Raw genomic sequence first — 15,259 nt, 5'->3', positions numbered from 1 at the left:
CCTACAGCGAAAGCGGGTTGGACAAAAATGTGCCAACCATCGAGGTAAATATTCTCAGGCACCATGCATTCATCAGTAACAGAAACACCTGTCCTCCGAGCATTTTGCACCATGATTTGAAGATATTTGCGGTTGTCTGTGATGCGCCCAGTGCAAATGCTACGGGCGCAGTGTACACCAAAACGCCAAGCAGTATATACCGCTCCGCCGCCTCAAACAACAGTTTGATATAATTCCACGCAAGAATCAGGATCAGAATCAAGCAAATAAGGCCTACCGAGCCGCTTGCAACCACACCCAATATAACCAGAAGCACCGAGTTGAAATTTGCAAAATTCAGCGGAGGCAGTTCCTCCGTCATAATCCAGCTGTAAGGCGTGCCGCCGATTTTGAGTATTATGTCAAGAATTTCATCAGAAAATATGACCAGCATGATAAAAAACATGGAACGAATCACAAGTTTTACCGGATCTTCCGCTTCGCTGCCCATAACTAAGCCAAAATTCCTGAAAAGCTGCCACACCAAGTTTAACAGGATTAGGCCAATCCCCAGAGCGACAAATATGTGATACATCGTGTCTGCCGCCGGAAAATATCTGACAAACGTACCCATATCACATCCCAGCGCCCCAAGCACCGAGCTTGAAATCATATCAAGCACATTCATTACCTGTTCAGCAAGCCATGACACAATACCATCCAATATTCCCACAATTCATCACTCCTTCCGTATTTGTAAATCTTTCAGAAAAACAAAAAAGCAATCAACATATAGCTGATTGCTTCTTCATATGATATTTTCTTATTTCTTCTCCTTCAAAAATCGCTTAATCAAAAATGCCAGAAAATACGGAAAGGTATAGAATTTTTCGTTAAACCCTATATTCCTGTATCCCAGCTTTATGCCGTATTGAATATCGGCATATTTTTCCTTATCAATCAGATTATTTAACGAAACTGTCGCACCATCCATCGCTTTCACCTCAACCGGCACAAGCGAGTCTGCATCTCTCACAAAAAAGTCCATTTCAAGCGTACCTTTTTCGTTCTTATAAAAATACAGCTGATACCCCTGCTTTACCAGCATATCCCCAACGACGTTTTCGTAAATTGCGCCTTTATAGGCGTTGAAATTTTTGTTGTTTCTTAAATCCTCCTGCGCTTCATCGTCAAGCGAACCTACAAGCAGCCCTGAATCGCCAAAGTACAGCTTAAAATTATCAGGATTATAATTTCCTTTCAGCGGCAGCTCCGGCTGCTCCATGCAATAGCATATATTGACAATTCCGGCGGAAACCAGCCAGTCTACCGTACCGGTATATTCACGGTTTCTTGCGCCTTTCTCAACCTTGGATATCTGGAATTTCTTATTTTCTTTTCCGAGAAAGGTAGGAATCTTTCTGTAAATATTTAAGATTTTTCCCTTGTCCAGTCCCTTAGCATATTTGGTAATATCTTCTTCATAGTCAAGCAAAATCTGTTTTTGCATTTTCAGCGTTCCGCTGTAGTTTTTATTCCTTACAAACGAATTCACAATTGCGGGCATTCCGCCAAGTACCATGTATTCACGGAAATTTTCCATCATTACGTCAAACTCCACCTTTGAAAGCGGCGTGACGTTCAGCATTTTTTCATACATCGCTTCAATCTGCTGCGCACGATACCCTTTCGCCCACAAAAATTCTTCAAAATCCATAGAATACATCTCATAATCCTCTTTGTATCCTACGCTGTTCGATTCAATCTCCTCATAGCTGATTCCCATCAGCGAACCGGAACAGATGACGTCAAACCTGCCATCCAGCTTAAACGCCTTGAGACTCGTGGCACAATTCGGACAGGCCTGCAGTTCATCAAAAAACAAAAGCGTTTCATTCGGCAGAAATGTGAAATCCGGATTGATCAGCGATATGTTTCTTAAAATCGTATCCACCTCAAACCCGTCGTCAAATATACTCTGATACTGTTTTTGCAGCACAAAGTTAATTTCAACAACACTTTTATAATGCTTTGAGGCAAACAGCTCAATTGACGCCGTTTTCCCAATTTGTCTTGCTCCCTTTACAATGAGCGGCAGCCTTTGCGGATTGGCTTTCCATTCTATCAGATACTTATCAATTTTTCTTTTTAAAAGTTCCATGTTAAGCACCTCCGCAAGCATCATATCACATTTTTCCCGCCTTGTCAATTTATAATATCACATTTTTCTAATCATATTGTTGATGTTTTACACAAAGCCCTAATTTATATACGCTTATTGTAAAACTTAATTGTCATTCAACAATGGTCAACCATTCCACTTACCGCCGGACAGAAACGGATTTATGTATGAAATGAAAAATCCTAAACTGTTAAGAATGACCCATGTAATCACGATCCGCTTTAACCATGCCCGTGATTCATCAACCGTCTTTCCGGATTTCGAAAAGTTCATCAACAGCAGCGCAATGGACGCTGTTACAACGGCTGCAATCGTGGAAATCAATAAAATTTTGTTATATACATCCTGTAACACTTTCTGAGCCATGTCCCATATATCCTCTGCAAATACAGTCATGGTCATCATGGACGCAACCGTAATTATGACGAACATCACATATAACACTTTCCCTGCATTTATCTTTTTGAAATACTTCGACATCTCCATTCTCCTTTCTTTCATACTCTTACCATAACACACTTCAGCGTCAGCCAGCCAAGCAATACGCAAAATGCCAGCGGCACACTCTTTTTTTCGCTTATCATCGTATATACTACCGCATACAGCGTTGTAAAAAGCAACGTCTGCACAAAACATGTCATTCCTGCCGCCGCGCCCAACGCCGTAAGAAATTTCACATCGCCGCCTTTTATCTTATCGGTTGCCGCAGCTAAGCAAAACGCCGGTATAGCGCCAACAAAAAATCCCGTTATCCTCTCATAGAAGGATACGGGACTCCATAACAGCGCATATAATAATAACAGCAGGATCATGGCTAACGGTATCTTTCGATACCGCCAGTCTATATATCCTGCTGTAAGCAATAATATTGTAAGCATCAGTCCGCTCCGGAAAAGTCATCGCTGTACATGTCGCCGTTTACAGTAATTCTGCCAATCAATTTCTGACAAAATTCCACGCCTTCTATCCCGCCGCCGCTGATATATATTTCGAATTCATGATTCACCGGTTCCTCTTCTGTCCCCGGAAGCTCTACCGGGGTATAAATCTTTCTTGCCCCGGCTTCCGAAACATTGCTCACCGGAAGCTGAAATTTCAGCTTGCCGTTTGGCTCCATTCCAATCGTCTTGCTTTGTGTACCCAATCGGTTTGTCATATTCCACGGAAGATATACCGTTGCCTTTGCCGGATCCTTTACCGTCATAAGCGCGCGCCGATTTGCTCCCCAGCCGGAACAGCCGCCCTTATTGGAAACAAGCGTTGTTTCCAGAGAACAACTTACCCCGACCTCAAACCCATAACCCGATTTTAATGTGTCCGGTGTGATTACTGCATCAGCGGTCAGCGCTGCTTTGTACTCAAAAGTATGAGTGCAAGTTCTGTATTTCCGTTTTCCTTTTGAAGTGTATCCATCGGGAACCCTGTGCGAATCGGTCTCTGTCCATTCAATGATACCATTGCACACACCGTTTGGTTTAATTGAAACCGTCGGATCGGGCAGGTTTTCATTTTCGGATGTTTCTCCCGTTCCCATACCGCCGCCCGGTATCATTTGCGTACCGGAATTACGGCTGCATTCCACATTCAAATATTTTGTAGGAATATACCCGTTTAAAATCACATCTACCGGGTTGTCTGTCCCCGTATACTGTATTGCACCGTCAATGAACTGCACATTCCATCCTTTTATTGTGTAACCGGACGGTGGCGTTAATGCAGCTGTAATGGTTGTCTCTTGCTCTTTCACAACTTTTTCCCCCGTCAGCAACTCAGTTTTCAGTATCGTGTTTTCCGCCGTATCCCAGTAACGTACTTCAACACCGGTTGCCATATACGGATAGAATTCAATATTGAGATACTTTTCCGGAACCCATCCGGCAAGGGTAATGCCAACATCACGCTCTGTACCGCTGTATTGTATTATCCCGTCCATAAGCTGCACATTCCAGCCGGAATACAAATAGCCTTCCCAGTCGTCAATGTGGAAAGACGTCTCTACGGTATCCGCATCCTGCAAGATCTGCCCCGCATTTACATACCCTTCGTGAAAAATGCGATTATTTTGCGCGTCCCACCATCTGACAAACACCATTGCCTCACGCATTGGCTTTACAACTACCCGGACTGCCGAAAAATACCAGTACGCGCCTTTAGGGAACCACTTATTCGTTCCAATTGTCTGGTGGCTGCCATTCTCGCTCCATGGGTCGCAGCAGCCTGTTTTCACCTTTACATTATTTCTCACGCAAAGATAAAATATAGTCTCCCCGGGCGAATCCAAATAAATCGAAGTATTGTTTACGATATTATAATCGTAGATTGCGTAAGCGTCTCCGAGACTGCCGGACCGCTGCCAGTCCCACTCCACAATACTGCCGCCCTGATTATTATCTCTGCTCAAATCTTCAAATGTCAATGTATCGCCGACATAACAGGTAAGCGTCGGGAATGCGGCCGCACAGTCATACCCTGCATCGCTGATGACCGAGTCTGCAACCTCGCCGTTCACCACACGCTTGGCGGCAAATTGCGCGGTTGGTTTATTGATTACCACCCCGTCCTTATTTAGGATTTCCATCATACGATAGTCCTTATCTGCATGCCGGTTGCTCCACTCAGCCGATACCGGGATTCCCGATAATATAAAAATGGCTGCCACAAGGACAGCCATCACGTTCCAATATTTTATTTTCATTGCATTATTCCCCCGCTTTTTCCAATGGATACGGCATTTTCAGTGCCTCGCTAAAAGAATACATCTTGCTTTCATCGCTGCATTTTCTGTGGATGGTAAGTTCAAAATCAATCGTATCTCCGTCTGCAATAGAAAATGTCTTTGCATTCTCCCGTGTCGTATAGTACGCACGCCGTATAGTTACAATCGTATTGCCCGAATTTGTCAGCGTAACAAACTGATCCCGGTTATATTTCTGCCAACCGTTGATCGCGCCTTCATCCTGCTCAAATACATTGAATTCCACCGGATTTTTAAATTCTATGCGAAATTCATAATTAGGGCAATCCCTTTCAAAATCCCGGTAATTATCCAGTGTAATCCAGAATAGCCGCCTATCGCTTTCCGAATCTGGAAAATGCATGGTCAGCTTCGGCTCCGGAAATTTAACCACCTCGCCCGGCGAAGTAATGAGCACCGTCATAGTATCTCCATTCCAATCAACGCCGCAGGAGAGCATTTCCGAGATAAAACGCAGAGGCACAAAGGTTCTGTCCTCCTTGAGAATGCCATAGGTATCAAACACATGCATTTCGCCGTTCAAAAATGCTTTCATGTCGCCGATTTTATATGTAATCGTATCTCCATCCTTCCGGATAATTGCCGTTCGTGTTTCGTTTTCCCAGTCAACATCTGCGCCCATTGCCTCGGACACAAATCTGATTGGAACAAGCGTCCTGTCACGCGCATCAATAAACGGCCGGGCGTCCGGAAAAACGATTTCAACGCCGTCAAGCGTTACCCTTACCTTTTCTCCGCCAACAGCGAACACAGGAACACCGATACCCAAAAGCATACTAACCGTCAGCACAATACTTAAAAATTTTTTCATAGCCATCTTCCTTTCTTCTTAGTCTACTCTGTAGTTTGTTGATGATATTTCAAACGGTATTTTAATACCGCCGGTCAAGAATACAAACAAGCTCGATGCTTCTGCAGTTCCCTTTGCAGTCAACACAGCAGGCTTGCTTGAGCCATCAACAGATACAAAATGCAGCTGATAACTCAGTTTTCCGTTTTTATGTTTCCGGTACTGCGAATCAAGTTCTACATCCTTTTGCAGATATTGATAGAACTGCTGTTTGGCTTCAGCTACATTTAGATTTGTTATTTTATCCTGCCGATAGCTGTCTCCCATGGCATATTCCACTGCACAGTTTACAGTCCGTTGAAGATTGTATTCAATTTCCTGCTGTAAGAGGTGGATCCGATAAAATTCTCCTACCGTGACGGTCAGCGTCACAAGCACAAATACAATTATCATGGTAAGAAGCATGCCATCGCATTCTTTTTTAATAAAATGTTTGTTCACTATGCCCTGGTATAATGATAAAAGACTCATCTAACAGTCATTTGTCATTATACCTTTCTCCTTTCTATCAACCTTTTAATCCGTGGTTGATTACGGTTTTAAACATTGGTATTATATAAATAAGTAATGTGGATTTGTACTTGTGTCCTGTGGCTTTGACTACTTGTAGGAGGTTCTTACCACACCTTGTTTCTTAGTAATGATTAGTTAGATGAGTCTTTGAATTCGTATCTCGTACCAGGTTTTACGGAACAAGTGCTGTGGATAACACATTACATATTTTTTATGAAAGGAATGTATTATCATGATTTTAGTTGGAATCGACATTGGTAAAAACAAACACACTTTCTCCATAATTGAGAAAGATTCCGGAGAAATACTTTCTCCCCCTTCTGATTTTAGTAATAATCAGAACGGATTCTTGTTTCTCATCAAAAAGTTAGGTAGCTATGCTAAATCGGAACTTCTTATCGGCATGGAAGATACAGGGCATTATCATTTTGCCTTGCTTAAATATCTTCTTGACAGACGATATACAGTTGCTCTGATTAACCCTACAACCACTGACCTTACAAGGAAAATTCAGGGCGGTATCACCAAAAACGACCCTCTTGATTCTCTTACCATCTGTGATGTAATCGCCTCTAATCAACGCAAGAAGCCATACCGCATTACGAAAGTAAACCGTTTTGACCTCTACGAACAGAAGCAGCTTACCCGTCATCATCACAATCTGAAAGAAGAGTTAAACATTTACAAAAACCGTCTTCAAAAATGTATCGACGTTGTATTTCCTGAATTTAACTCTCTGTTTCATTCTAAATACGGAATTGTCTACATGAATATTTTAAAGACATTCTCTTCTGCCGAAGCTGTTGCAAATGCTGATATACGAAGTATTCGTAAATGTTTTGAAGTCAAAGGTCAGGGGAAACGAATCTCCCTTTCTGCCGAGCAGCTTAAACTAACCGCCAAGTCTTCTATCGGCATACCTTCTTCTGCTGAAGAAATCCAAATCCGACATCTTGTAAGCCAAATTGAATTATTGGAACAACAAATTTCTGAGATAGATAAAAGGATAGAAGAGTTCTCCATCCAAAACAACTCTACTATCCTTTCAATACCGGGCATATCACATTTTTCCGGTACTTCTATTTTAGCAGAATTAGGAGATGTTTGCAACTATACAAAAGCTTCTCAGATAATTAAATTTGCAGGCGTTGCTCCATATCACTATGAATCCAGTCAGTTTACGGCACTGCATACAGCTATTACGAAGAAAGGCTCTCGGTATCTTAGAAAAACTCTATATCAGATTATTTTACCTGTTATCAACAACAATGAGGTTTTCTATGCCTATTACAACAAAAAGCTGTCCGAAGGCAAGGGGCACAGATGCGCTCAAGGTCATTGTATCAGAAAGCTCTTAAGAATTATCTATCACCTCTTAACCACGGGACAGCAATTCACTCCGGAGTTCCTGGTGTAACCAAACATAAAATCGCCATTTACAATTCGCCTTTCACAGAGGGTTTATTTGTCGTGCCACAAAATCCACAATTATTTATATATTTTCAATGTTCATACTTAGCTAACTAAATTTTATTTTTAAAAACTACTTGATTTTTATATAGTTAGCTCCTACTGTATTATACGAAAAAATTTTTAAAACCGCAATCATTTATTCTCAGAGCCTCTTACAACCAAAAATATGCCAGAGTGCCTAAATATAAAATCGGCGCAAGCGGTATCTTCCGGTGCTTATCCAATCTTTTTAATAACAGCTGCGGCGCATAGATAATAAGCCCAATAACCGAAGAGAGGAACACCGCCTGCACGATACCGGAATACCCGCACAGCATGTAAACGATAAATAAGATGTCATAATCTCCGTCCCCAATCATGTTCGGACGTTTCTTCGCAAGTATTTTCATAATTACATATACAGCAATTGATGAAAGTATAAACATACACAACGCCGAAAAGTCATACACAACCAGATATCCGAAAATTCTCAGCAAAGCAACCTCTAATATTCCAAGATGCAAGAATGCGGCATATACAGCCATTTCCTGCATATCTTGAATGGCATACAACGCCAAAAAAATAAGGCCTGCAAAAACAGGTATCACTTCTATGTAACCTTCGGATGGCATATAACAGCAAGCGCATAAAAAAGCGCTTCCCATATAGATACCGCTTGCCGCAAAATGGAATCTTCGCTGTCGTTTGTTCAGATTTATTTCTTCCGCATGCAATAACCAACATAACAATATGCCAAGGGCAGCGCCAAGCATAAAAAATATTACCTTTACCGATACCATTTCGCCGCTCCTTTCTTCTATTCACTGTCGGTTCTTCCCGCTGCTTTCATAATTTCCTCATACGCCCAATGATTAGGCGTGACATCTGCAAATTGCTTAACTGTTGCAGGATTTCCGCTGCGTGGAACAGTTCGGTTAATAATTGCCACCGCCTCCGCTCTGGCAATCGGCGCATCGGGGTGAAATGTATTGTCCTCGTAGCCTGTAATAATACCCTTTTCCGCAAGCAACGCAATGTACGGCTCCGCCCAGTGCCCGACAACATCTGTAAAATCCGCTTTAGTATTCTGAGCTGCGCTGCCAAGCATTTTGGCGATTATCTTTGCAAATTCTGCTCTGGTAATATGATTATCCGGGCGGAATGTATCGTCACCGTATCCGTTGACAATTCCTTTGTCGGCAGCAGCGCTGATGTAGCCTTTCGCCCAATGCGCAGATATATCTGAAAACGCAGGAGCGGCTTGCGGTTCTTCCGCTATATTATCGGCTCCATTCTCAGCACGTAAAATCATTACGGCAGTTTCAGCACGGGTAATTTCTGCGTTCGGATGGAACGTGTTATCCTCATAGCCGGTAATATACGGCGCAGTGTATTCTTCATTTTGGTCGAATACAGCGTCGCCAACAGTATTAACCCAGCCACCACCCAAACCTCCGCCGGAGCTTGTACGTTTTTTCCGCACAATTTCAAATGTTTTTTCCATTGTGCCGGTATAATTACCGATAAAATTTACCGTCACCGTTGCTGTTCCGGGATTGACATTATCTCGATAGGTAAGGGTATAATCAACATCCTTTTGCAAAATCTTTCCTTGTGCCGTTACCGTAACATTTTCTAAAGTCTCGTCCGCCAATCCTGCGCTTTCATCAGCGCTCACGCTTACTACGCCTACGCACAATATAAGCGTCAACAAAATTGAAATTATCTTTTTCATATTTTCTCTCCTTTCTGCGAGCCTTACCGCTCCATGTCTGTTATACACGGATTAGGCGTAACCGCATGACTTGTATATGATTGATTGGGTATAGGTGTAATTAACAATTCACTGCTTGATTTGGGTGTAATGATAAACGTCAGATTCTCATTGCTAAGTCCCGCATAGCCATTCATAAAATCAATCTCAATTTCGGCTGTTCCAACATTGACATTATTAGAGTAATTTAAACGATAATTCTCATTTTCCACAAGCACCGTTGATGCCGTACCATCCTTTCTATCCTCCGTTATGCTTATATGTTGCTTGATTTCATTGCCTGTGAATATATGTGTTTTTGCAATAGGCGCAATATTCATTTTACGCAAATATGTAATTGCTGCACCTGATGCCCCCCATGGTGCGCCGAATATAGCATTTTCCGCTTTGTCAACAGTTATATTTGTTAACGAGGGACACATATTAAATGCGCTTGATTTAATTTCCGTTACTGTATTTGGAATATTTACCTCCGTCAAATAACGGCAATAAGAAAACATATTTGCAGGAATGACTGTCATTTGGCAAAATTCTATGTCACAGCCGCTTCCCTTTCCTCCTACTGTCTTTAATTTGGGACAAGCGTCAAAAATCTGACTTCCGCAATACATATCTCCCTTTGTTTCTATATACACCTTTGACAAGAAATTGCATTGAAAGAAACACGCCATATAAATGGTTTGTATGCTTTCAGGCAAAGTAATACTTTCTATATATGACAACCAAAACGCCTCAAAGCCCAATATTTCTACACTGTTCGGAAACTGCACACGCGAACATTTGGAACCGAAAAAAGCTCCCGGCGCCACAACATTTACGCTATTCGGAATGATAAAGTTTTCACCTTGTTGGTGGTACGGCGGGTACCATATGAGTATAGTCATATCCTTATTATACAAAACCCCATCCACTGAGCAAAAATACGGATTCTCTTCATCTACATAAATTGCTTCTGTGAATGTTGCAAATGTGTCATGCCCCATACCGCGAGCATTAAACATATTGTTATAGATATTCATATCCACTATTTCAACGTTTTTTGTTATAGTTAATGTTTGCAAAAATGAAGCGCTATAGAAAGCGCCGTCAATATCCCGAACTGTTTCAGGTATTACATAGTTTCGTTCTTTATAGCTCCGTGTGTATTGAATTATTTTGGTTTGGTCTTTATTGAACAATGTTCCATCTACGGAGCTATACACAGGATTATCCTCCGAAACTACAATGTCTGTGCAGTACATTTCTCCTATCAACTTACTTCTTGTCAGTTGCCCCGTATATGTACTTGGCAATACAAGCCTGTTCAATTTCCGCGGGAACAATTTTTGACTTTGCGGAATTTCCGTTACACCTTCCGGGATTTTTATTTCATTTATCTTTGACAGCATTTCAAAAGCACAGCAATTTTCTGCCGGGCATAGTGTTTCCGTCACTACATCTAAATTCACGTTCTTAATTTGTTCTGCATACCCATTCCACGGTACTTCGCTGTTACTTTGATAATTTGCCAAGTTTCCACTGCCGCTTATCGTGAGTGTGCCGCCGCTGTCCAAGCTCCAAGTTATGTTGCTGCCATTTTCTCCGCAGTTTCCGGATGCAACAGTGGAAGATGCAGCATATAGCGTGACATCGTTGCTTTCCGGCAATTCTAAAGTTTCCTCTGTCAAAAATTCTTCCTCAGCGCTTTCCTTAATATCAGCCGCTTCCGAAATCGTTTCCGGATTTTCCGTCTGTGCTCGGTTATATTATTCTCATTCGCATAAACAATCATTGTCACGCAGACTGACAGAGCCAAAAACATTGATATTATTTTCTTCAAGATTTCACCGCCTTTATATAAGAAAGTGCGGCAAGAAAATTGCCGCACTTCTGAAAATTAAATTATCTTGTTGTATCTGTTACTGTCGGTTCCGGCGTGATTGCTGCTCCGGTATATGTTTGATCCGGAATCGCGCTGATTGTAATATTGCTTTCGTCTGCCGCTTTTGCAATGATTTCAAAAGTTGTCCCGGCACTTCCGGCGTAATTTCCGGTAAATGTTACATTTACGGTTGCCGTCCCGGCGTTTACATTATTCTCATATGACAAGGTATAATCTTTCCCTTGTTCCAATGTCACACCATGATATGTAATTGTCGGCTCCGGCGTCAGTTCACCGCCTGTGTAGGTTTGATTATCAATCTCGGAGAATGATACATCTTCTGTACTCAATTCGTCAGGGACAATTTCAAACGTTGTTTCTGCGCTGCCCTCAAAATTACCGATGAACGCCACATGGATTGTCGCAGTACCGACATTAACATTGTCCGTATACGTCAATGTATAATCCCTGTCCTCAACAAGCGTCACATCGCCATATGTAATGGTTGGTTTCGGCTTGATTTCGCCGCCTGTATAGGTTTGGTTGTCAACTGCCGAAAACACAACATCCGAACCGGACAATGCCCGCGCAACAATGTTAAAACTTGTAGTTCTTGTACCCGTATAATTCCCCTTAAATGTAACAATTACCGTTGCTGTACCAACATTGATGTTGTTTTCGTAGGTCAAATCGTAATCTTTCCCGTTTACAAGCTGAACTCCCGCACTGTACGCCGCAATGTCCGGCGTAATTTCCTCGCCTGTATACGCTGTTTCCGCCGCCTGTTCCGGTTCCGCAGATACCAAAACTGTTGCCATTGAGAATACTACCGCGATTGTTAATACCATTGATACTACTTTTTTCAAATTCTTTTTCATAATGAATTACCTCTCTCTTTTCATTTTTTAAATTTCTGTATCTTTTATTGTTGGGTTGGGTGTAAGTGCCCGCCCGGTACACGCCTGATTTGGGATAGGCGCAATCAGCAAATTATTGCACGATTTCGGCGTGATTGCAAATGTCAGCCTTTCTGCTTTAAGATTAGCATAATCATTGATGTAACTAACTGTTATTACAGCTGTTCCGACATTTTTATTTCGGGAATGGTACAAAACATAATCTCTTCCAATAGTCAAAATTTTTTCTTCTGCACCATCTGCTTTGGCTTCTGTTATACTCACGGTCTGTGTAATTGGATTTCCGGTATATGTATAACTTTCCGTAATAGGCGCAATGTTTAACTTACGCAGATATGTTATATTGGCGTTGGGAGCGTTCCACGGTGCGCCTGATGTAGTCCCCTCCACTTTGTCAACATATATATTTGATAATGATGCACAATTTTCAAAAGCATAATTTCCAATAGTCGATACGCTATATGGAATAGTTATTTCCGCTAAATTTGCGCAGTCGAAGAAAGCATATTCCCCGATTGCAGATACGCGATTGGGTATGGTTATTGATGTAAACTCACACTGTTCAAATGCTCCGCATTCTATTGAGAATATACCATCCGGCAAAGATATGTTGTCTAAACTTGTGCAGCCGCTAAATGAGTACATTCCTAAAGCAGTAATGCTATCCGGTATCATTATCTCAGTTAATGCATTGCAACTGCTAAATACATAATCTGGAATTTCCGCAGTCCAGCAAAACTCAATGTCGCACCCGCTTCCTATCGGCCCCGCTGTTTTTAAATTATAGCAATTTGCAAAACAACTATAACTATACGCAATCTCATCGTTTTCAATAATTACTTTTTCCAAATTGTAACAGCACCAAAAACAAGCACCATAAATCGCTTTTAAGTTTCCCGACAATGTGACATTTTTCACTGCTGAATCAGAAAACGCGTCGCGTCCTAATATTTCTACTCCATCAGGTATCGGTATACATGAAAACCTTGAATATTCAAACGCCCCCGGTGCAATGACCTTTACGCTATCCGGTATAATATAGCTATCCCCGGACTTATGCGGCGGACACCAAATGAGGATTGTCATATCCTTGTTGTATAAAACACCGTCAACGTCACAAAAATATGGATTTTCTTCGTCTACATAAACTGCCCTGCATTGGGAATAACATGCGTCCATTCCCATACCCCAATCCCAAAAGTCATGATTGTAGGTATCCTTATCTACTATTTCCACATTTTTAGATATCGTTAAGGTTTCCAGATAGAGGTTGTGATAAAACGCACTGTCTATGTCTGTCACTGAATCAGGTATTACATAGTTAGGTTCGATTGCACTTTTTGTATACTGCACAATTTTGGTTCTGTCTTTGCTGAATAACGTCCCGTCTACCGAACAATATACAGGGTTATCTTCTGCCACTTCTATGTCAAGATGACACATATGCCGAATGAGATTATTGTTTGACAGCCCACCTGTATATGTGCTTGGAAGAATCAGTTTAGAGAGTTTTCTCGGAAACATATATACACTTTCTCTGATAGCCGTTATACCTTCGGGGATTGCTATTTCTTCTACATTGTCCAACATATTGAAAGCATAACAGTTTCCATTTGCACACAATGTACTGTCATATATATCCAAATTGACATACCTTATATCTGCGGCATAACTGCTCCACGGTACTTCGCTGTTACTATAGTATTTAAACAATTCTCCGTTTCCGCTGATTGTCAGCGTACCGCTGCTGTCAACTTTCCAGGTAAGATTATCCCCGCACTCGCCGCTTGCGATTATTTCAGATGCGGCAAATAGTGTTACATCATCATCTTCTGATAATTTAGGCATTATGCCATCCGAAACAAAGATTTCTGTGTTTTCCTGTTCCATTTCAAGTGGTTCCATAAACTTCTCAATTACATCATCCGGACTGCCGCCTGATAAAATTAAACCATCATTTTTCTCGCTCAACTCGTTTGTGGTGGTATTTGGTATGCTAACATAGTCATCTTGCTCCATTGCTATCACTACAAATGCAGACGATACGCTGACTATCATCATTACTATAATCAGCAACGATGAAACAATCAACCTCACTTGCTTGTTTCTTTGTCTCATCATTCTTTGCCTCATAATTTTTCTCTCCTTATCATTTCCAAAACTTCTCGCTCATACCCGTTAGCCTAACCTTGAGCGGAATATCAAACCCGACGGGCGTACCGCCCTGCGGTGTAAAAACATTGATTCTATAATTTGCGCTGCAAGTAACTGCAAACGTATCCCGCAGCTGTATTTTTTTCTGCGCAGCATTGTAATACGCCGCATTTACGCTCATTGTCGCGCTATCCGGTATATTGGTATTGGCTTTCATATCTTCATACAAGCTGTACGTCGCCGCGCTTACCTGTCCGGATATTTCTATCTCTCTTACCACGCGCCTTGCTGCATAATTCAGATTCAGATATGTGGTAAATAATCCGAAAAATGAAATAGCAGTTGCTATCAGCGTAATAAACACAAGTGTTTTGATAATCAGCTCATAATATGCGCTCGCCGCCTTTCGTTTTTTCAAGTCACCAACTCCTCTCAAAGAAACAGAGCCGGCATAAGTCGGCTCCCGTCAGATACCAAACGTAGCATAAATCTTATCGACAATCGCTTCCCATATTTCAACGATTGTCCCCTGGTATGTTTTCAAGAAAAACGCTCCAACAACAACGACCAGCAGAATTACAATAAGCCAGCCGGTAATTTGATCCCCGTCGTCGTTTTGCATAATCTGCCTTGTCCTTTTCCCAAAGTTATAAAGAGCCATTTTCCCTTTTAACGCAAGCTTCTGCATAAGATTCTCCTCCCTATATAATCTTAGTTTTTCTTTAATTTTCTCCGTTTTTCTTACAATTTCAAAAGTTTCATAATGAGTTTATGGATAAAATCATTGTATCTGATTGATTTCAGTACGATTTTTGAGTAAAA

General features: G+C 41.5%; 15 protein-coding genes. 1 reads left to right on the top strand and 14 read right to left on the bottom strand.

What is annotated here, in order from left to right:
- Nucleotide 1: 1 nt before the first annotated feature.
- From INF28_RS09890 to INF28_RS09860, 7 genes are all read right to left on the bottom strand, one after another.
- Nucleotides 2–712: a hypothetical protein gene (locus INF28_RS09890; protein WP_226393310.1), complete on the bottom strand. Its 711-nt coding sequence runs from the start codon at nt 710–712 to the stop codon at nt 2–4.
- A 90-nt stretch (nt 713–802) separates the two neighbouring features.
- Nucleotides 803–2,140, bottom strand: a complete 1,338-nt coding sequence (locus tag INF28_RS09885) for an ATP-binding protein (RefSeq protein WP_226393309.1) — start codon at nt 2,138–2,140, stop codon at nt 803–805.
- Nucleotides 2,141–2,287: 147 nt separating this feature from the next.
- On the bottom strand, nt 2,288–2,641 hold the full coding sequence (locus INF28_RS09880) for a fimbrial protein (RefSeq protein ID WP_226393308.1): 354 nt from the start codon (nt 2,639–2,641) through the stop codon (nt 2,288–2,290).
- Nucleotides 2,642–2,658: 17 nt separating this feature from the next.
- A complete protein-coding gene (locus tag INF28_RS09875) occupies nt 2,659–3,039 on the bottom strand; it encodes a prepilin peptidase (RefSeq protein ID WP_226393307.1) in 381 nt (126 codons plus the stop codon).
- Nucleotides 3,039–4,856: a hypothetical protein gene (locus tag INF28_RS09870; protein ID WP_226393306.1), complete on the bottom strand. Its 1,818-nt coding sequence runs from the start codon at nt 4,854–4,856 to the stop codon at nt 3,039–3,041. Before INF28_RS09870 ends, INF28_RS09875 begins: the two co-directional genes overlap by 1 nt.
- Before the next feature lie 4 nt (nt 4,857–4,860).
- Nucleotides 4,861–5,727, bottom strand: coding sequence for a copper amine oxidase N-terminal domain-containing protein (locus INF28_RS09865; RefSeq protein WP_226393305.1), 867 nt, complete (start codon nt 5,725–5,727; stop codon nt 4,861–4,863).
- An 18-nt stretch (nt 5,728–5,745) separates the two neighbouring features.
- Nucleotides 5,746–6,237 carry a hypothetical protein gene (locus tag INF28_RS09860; protein WP_226393304.1) on the bottom strand — a complete coding sequence of 164 codons (492 nt, stop codon included), beginning with the start codon at nt 6,235–6,237 and terminating at the stop codon, nt 5,746–5,748.
- A 274-nt stretch (nt 6,238–6,511) separates the two neighbouring features.
- Between INF28_RS09860 and INF28_RS09855 the strand changes: the two genes are divergently transcribed.
- A complete protein-coding gene (locus INF28_RS09855; RefSeq protein WP_226393303.1) occupies nt 6,512–7,696 on the top strand; it encodes an IS110 family RNA-guided transposase in 1,185 nt (394 codons plus the stop codon).
- A gap of 208 nt (nt 7,697–7,904) precedes the next feature.
- On the opposite strand, the gene INF28_RS09850 is transcribed toward INF28_RS09855, so the two are convergent.
- The 7 genes from INF28_RS09850 to INF28_RS09820 all read right to left on the bottom strand — a co-directional run bounded on the left by INF28_RS09850 (nt 7,905) and on the right by INF28_RS09820 (nt 15,125).
- On the bottom strand, nt 7,905–8,531 hold the full coding sequence (locus tag INF28_RS09850; RefSeq protein WP_226393302.1) for an A24 family peptidase: 627 nt from the start codon (nt 8,529–8,531) through the stop codon (nt 7,905–7,907).
- Between the two features lie 17 nt (nt 8,532–8,548).
- The gene (locus INF28_RS09845) at nt 8,549–9,466 is read right to left on the bottom strand and encodes an S-layer homology domain-containing protein (RefSeq protein WP_226393301.1); all 918 of its coding nucleotides are present in this window, start codon (nt 9,464–9,466) and stop codon (nt 8,549–8,551) included.
- Between the two features lie 23 nt (nt 9,467–9,489).
- A complete protein-coding gene (locus tag INF28_RS09840; protein WP_226393300.1) occupies nt 9,490–11,172 on the bottom strand; it encodes a leucine-rich repeat domain-containing protein in 1,683 nt (560 codons plus the stop codon).
- Nucleotides 11,173–11,386: 214 nt separating this feature from the next.
- Nucleotides 11,387–12,244, bottom strand: coding sequence for a hypothetical protein (locus INF28_RS09835; RefSeq protein WP_226393299.1), 858 nt, complete (start codon nt 12,242–12,244; stop codon nt 11,387–11,389).
- A 27-nt stretch (nt 12,245–12,271) separates the two neighbouring features.
- Nucleotides 12,272–14,404 carry a leucine-rich repeat domain-containing protein gene (locus INF28_RS09830; protein ID WP_226393298.1) on the bottom strand — a complete coding sequence of 711 codons (2,133 nt, stop codon included), beginning with the start codon at nt 14,402–14,404 and terminating at the stop codon, nt 12,272–12,274.
- 28 nt (nt 14,405–14,432) lie between these two features.
- A complete protein-coding gene (locus INF28_RS09825; protein ID WP_226393297.1) occupies nt 14,433–14,855 on the bottom strand; it encodes a DUF4320 family protein in 423 nt (140 codons plus the stop codon).
- Nucleotides 14,856–14,903: 48 nt separating this feature from the next.
- Nucleotides 14,904–15,125, bottom strand: a complete 222-nt coding sequence (locus INF28_RS09820) for a hypothetical protein (protein WP_226393296.1) — start codon at nt 15,123–15,125, stop codon at nt 14,904–14,906.
- Nucleotides 15,126–15,259 lie beyond the last annotated feature (134 nt).

The organism is Ructibacterium gallinarum, assembly GCF_014982785.1.
Lineage (GTDB): Bacteria > Bacillota > Clostridia > Monoglobales > Monoglobaceae > Ructibacterium > Ructibacterium gallinarum.
Note: the sequence above shows the minus strand (reverse complement) of the source record. Positions and strands in the feature narration are given on the sequence as shown.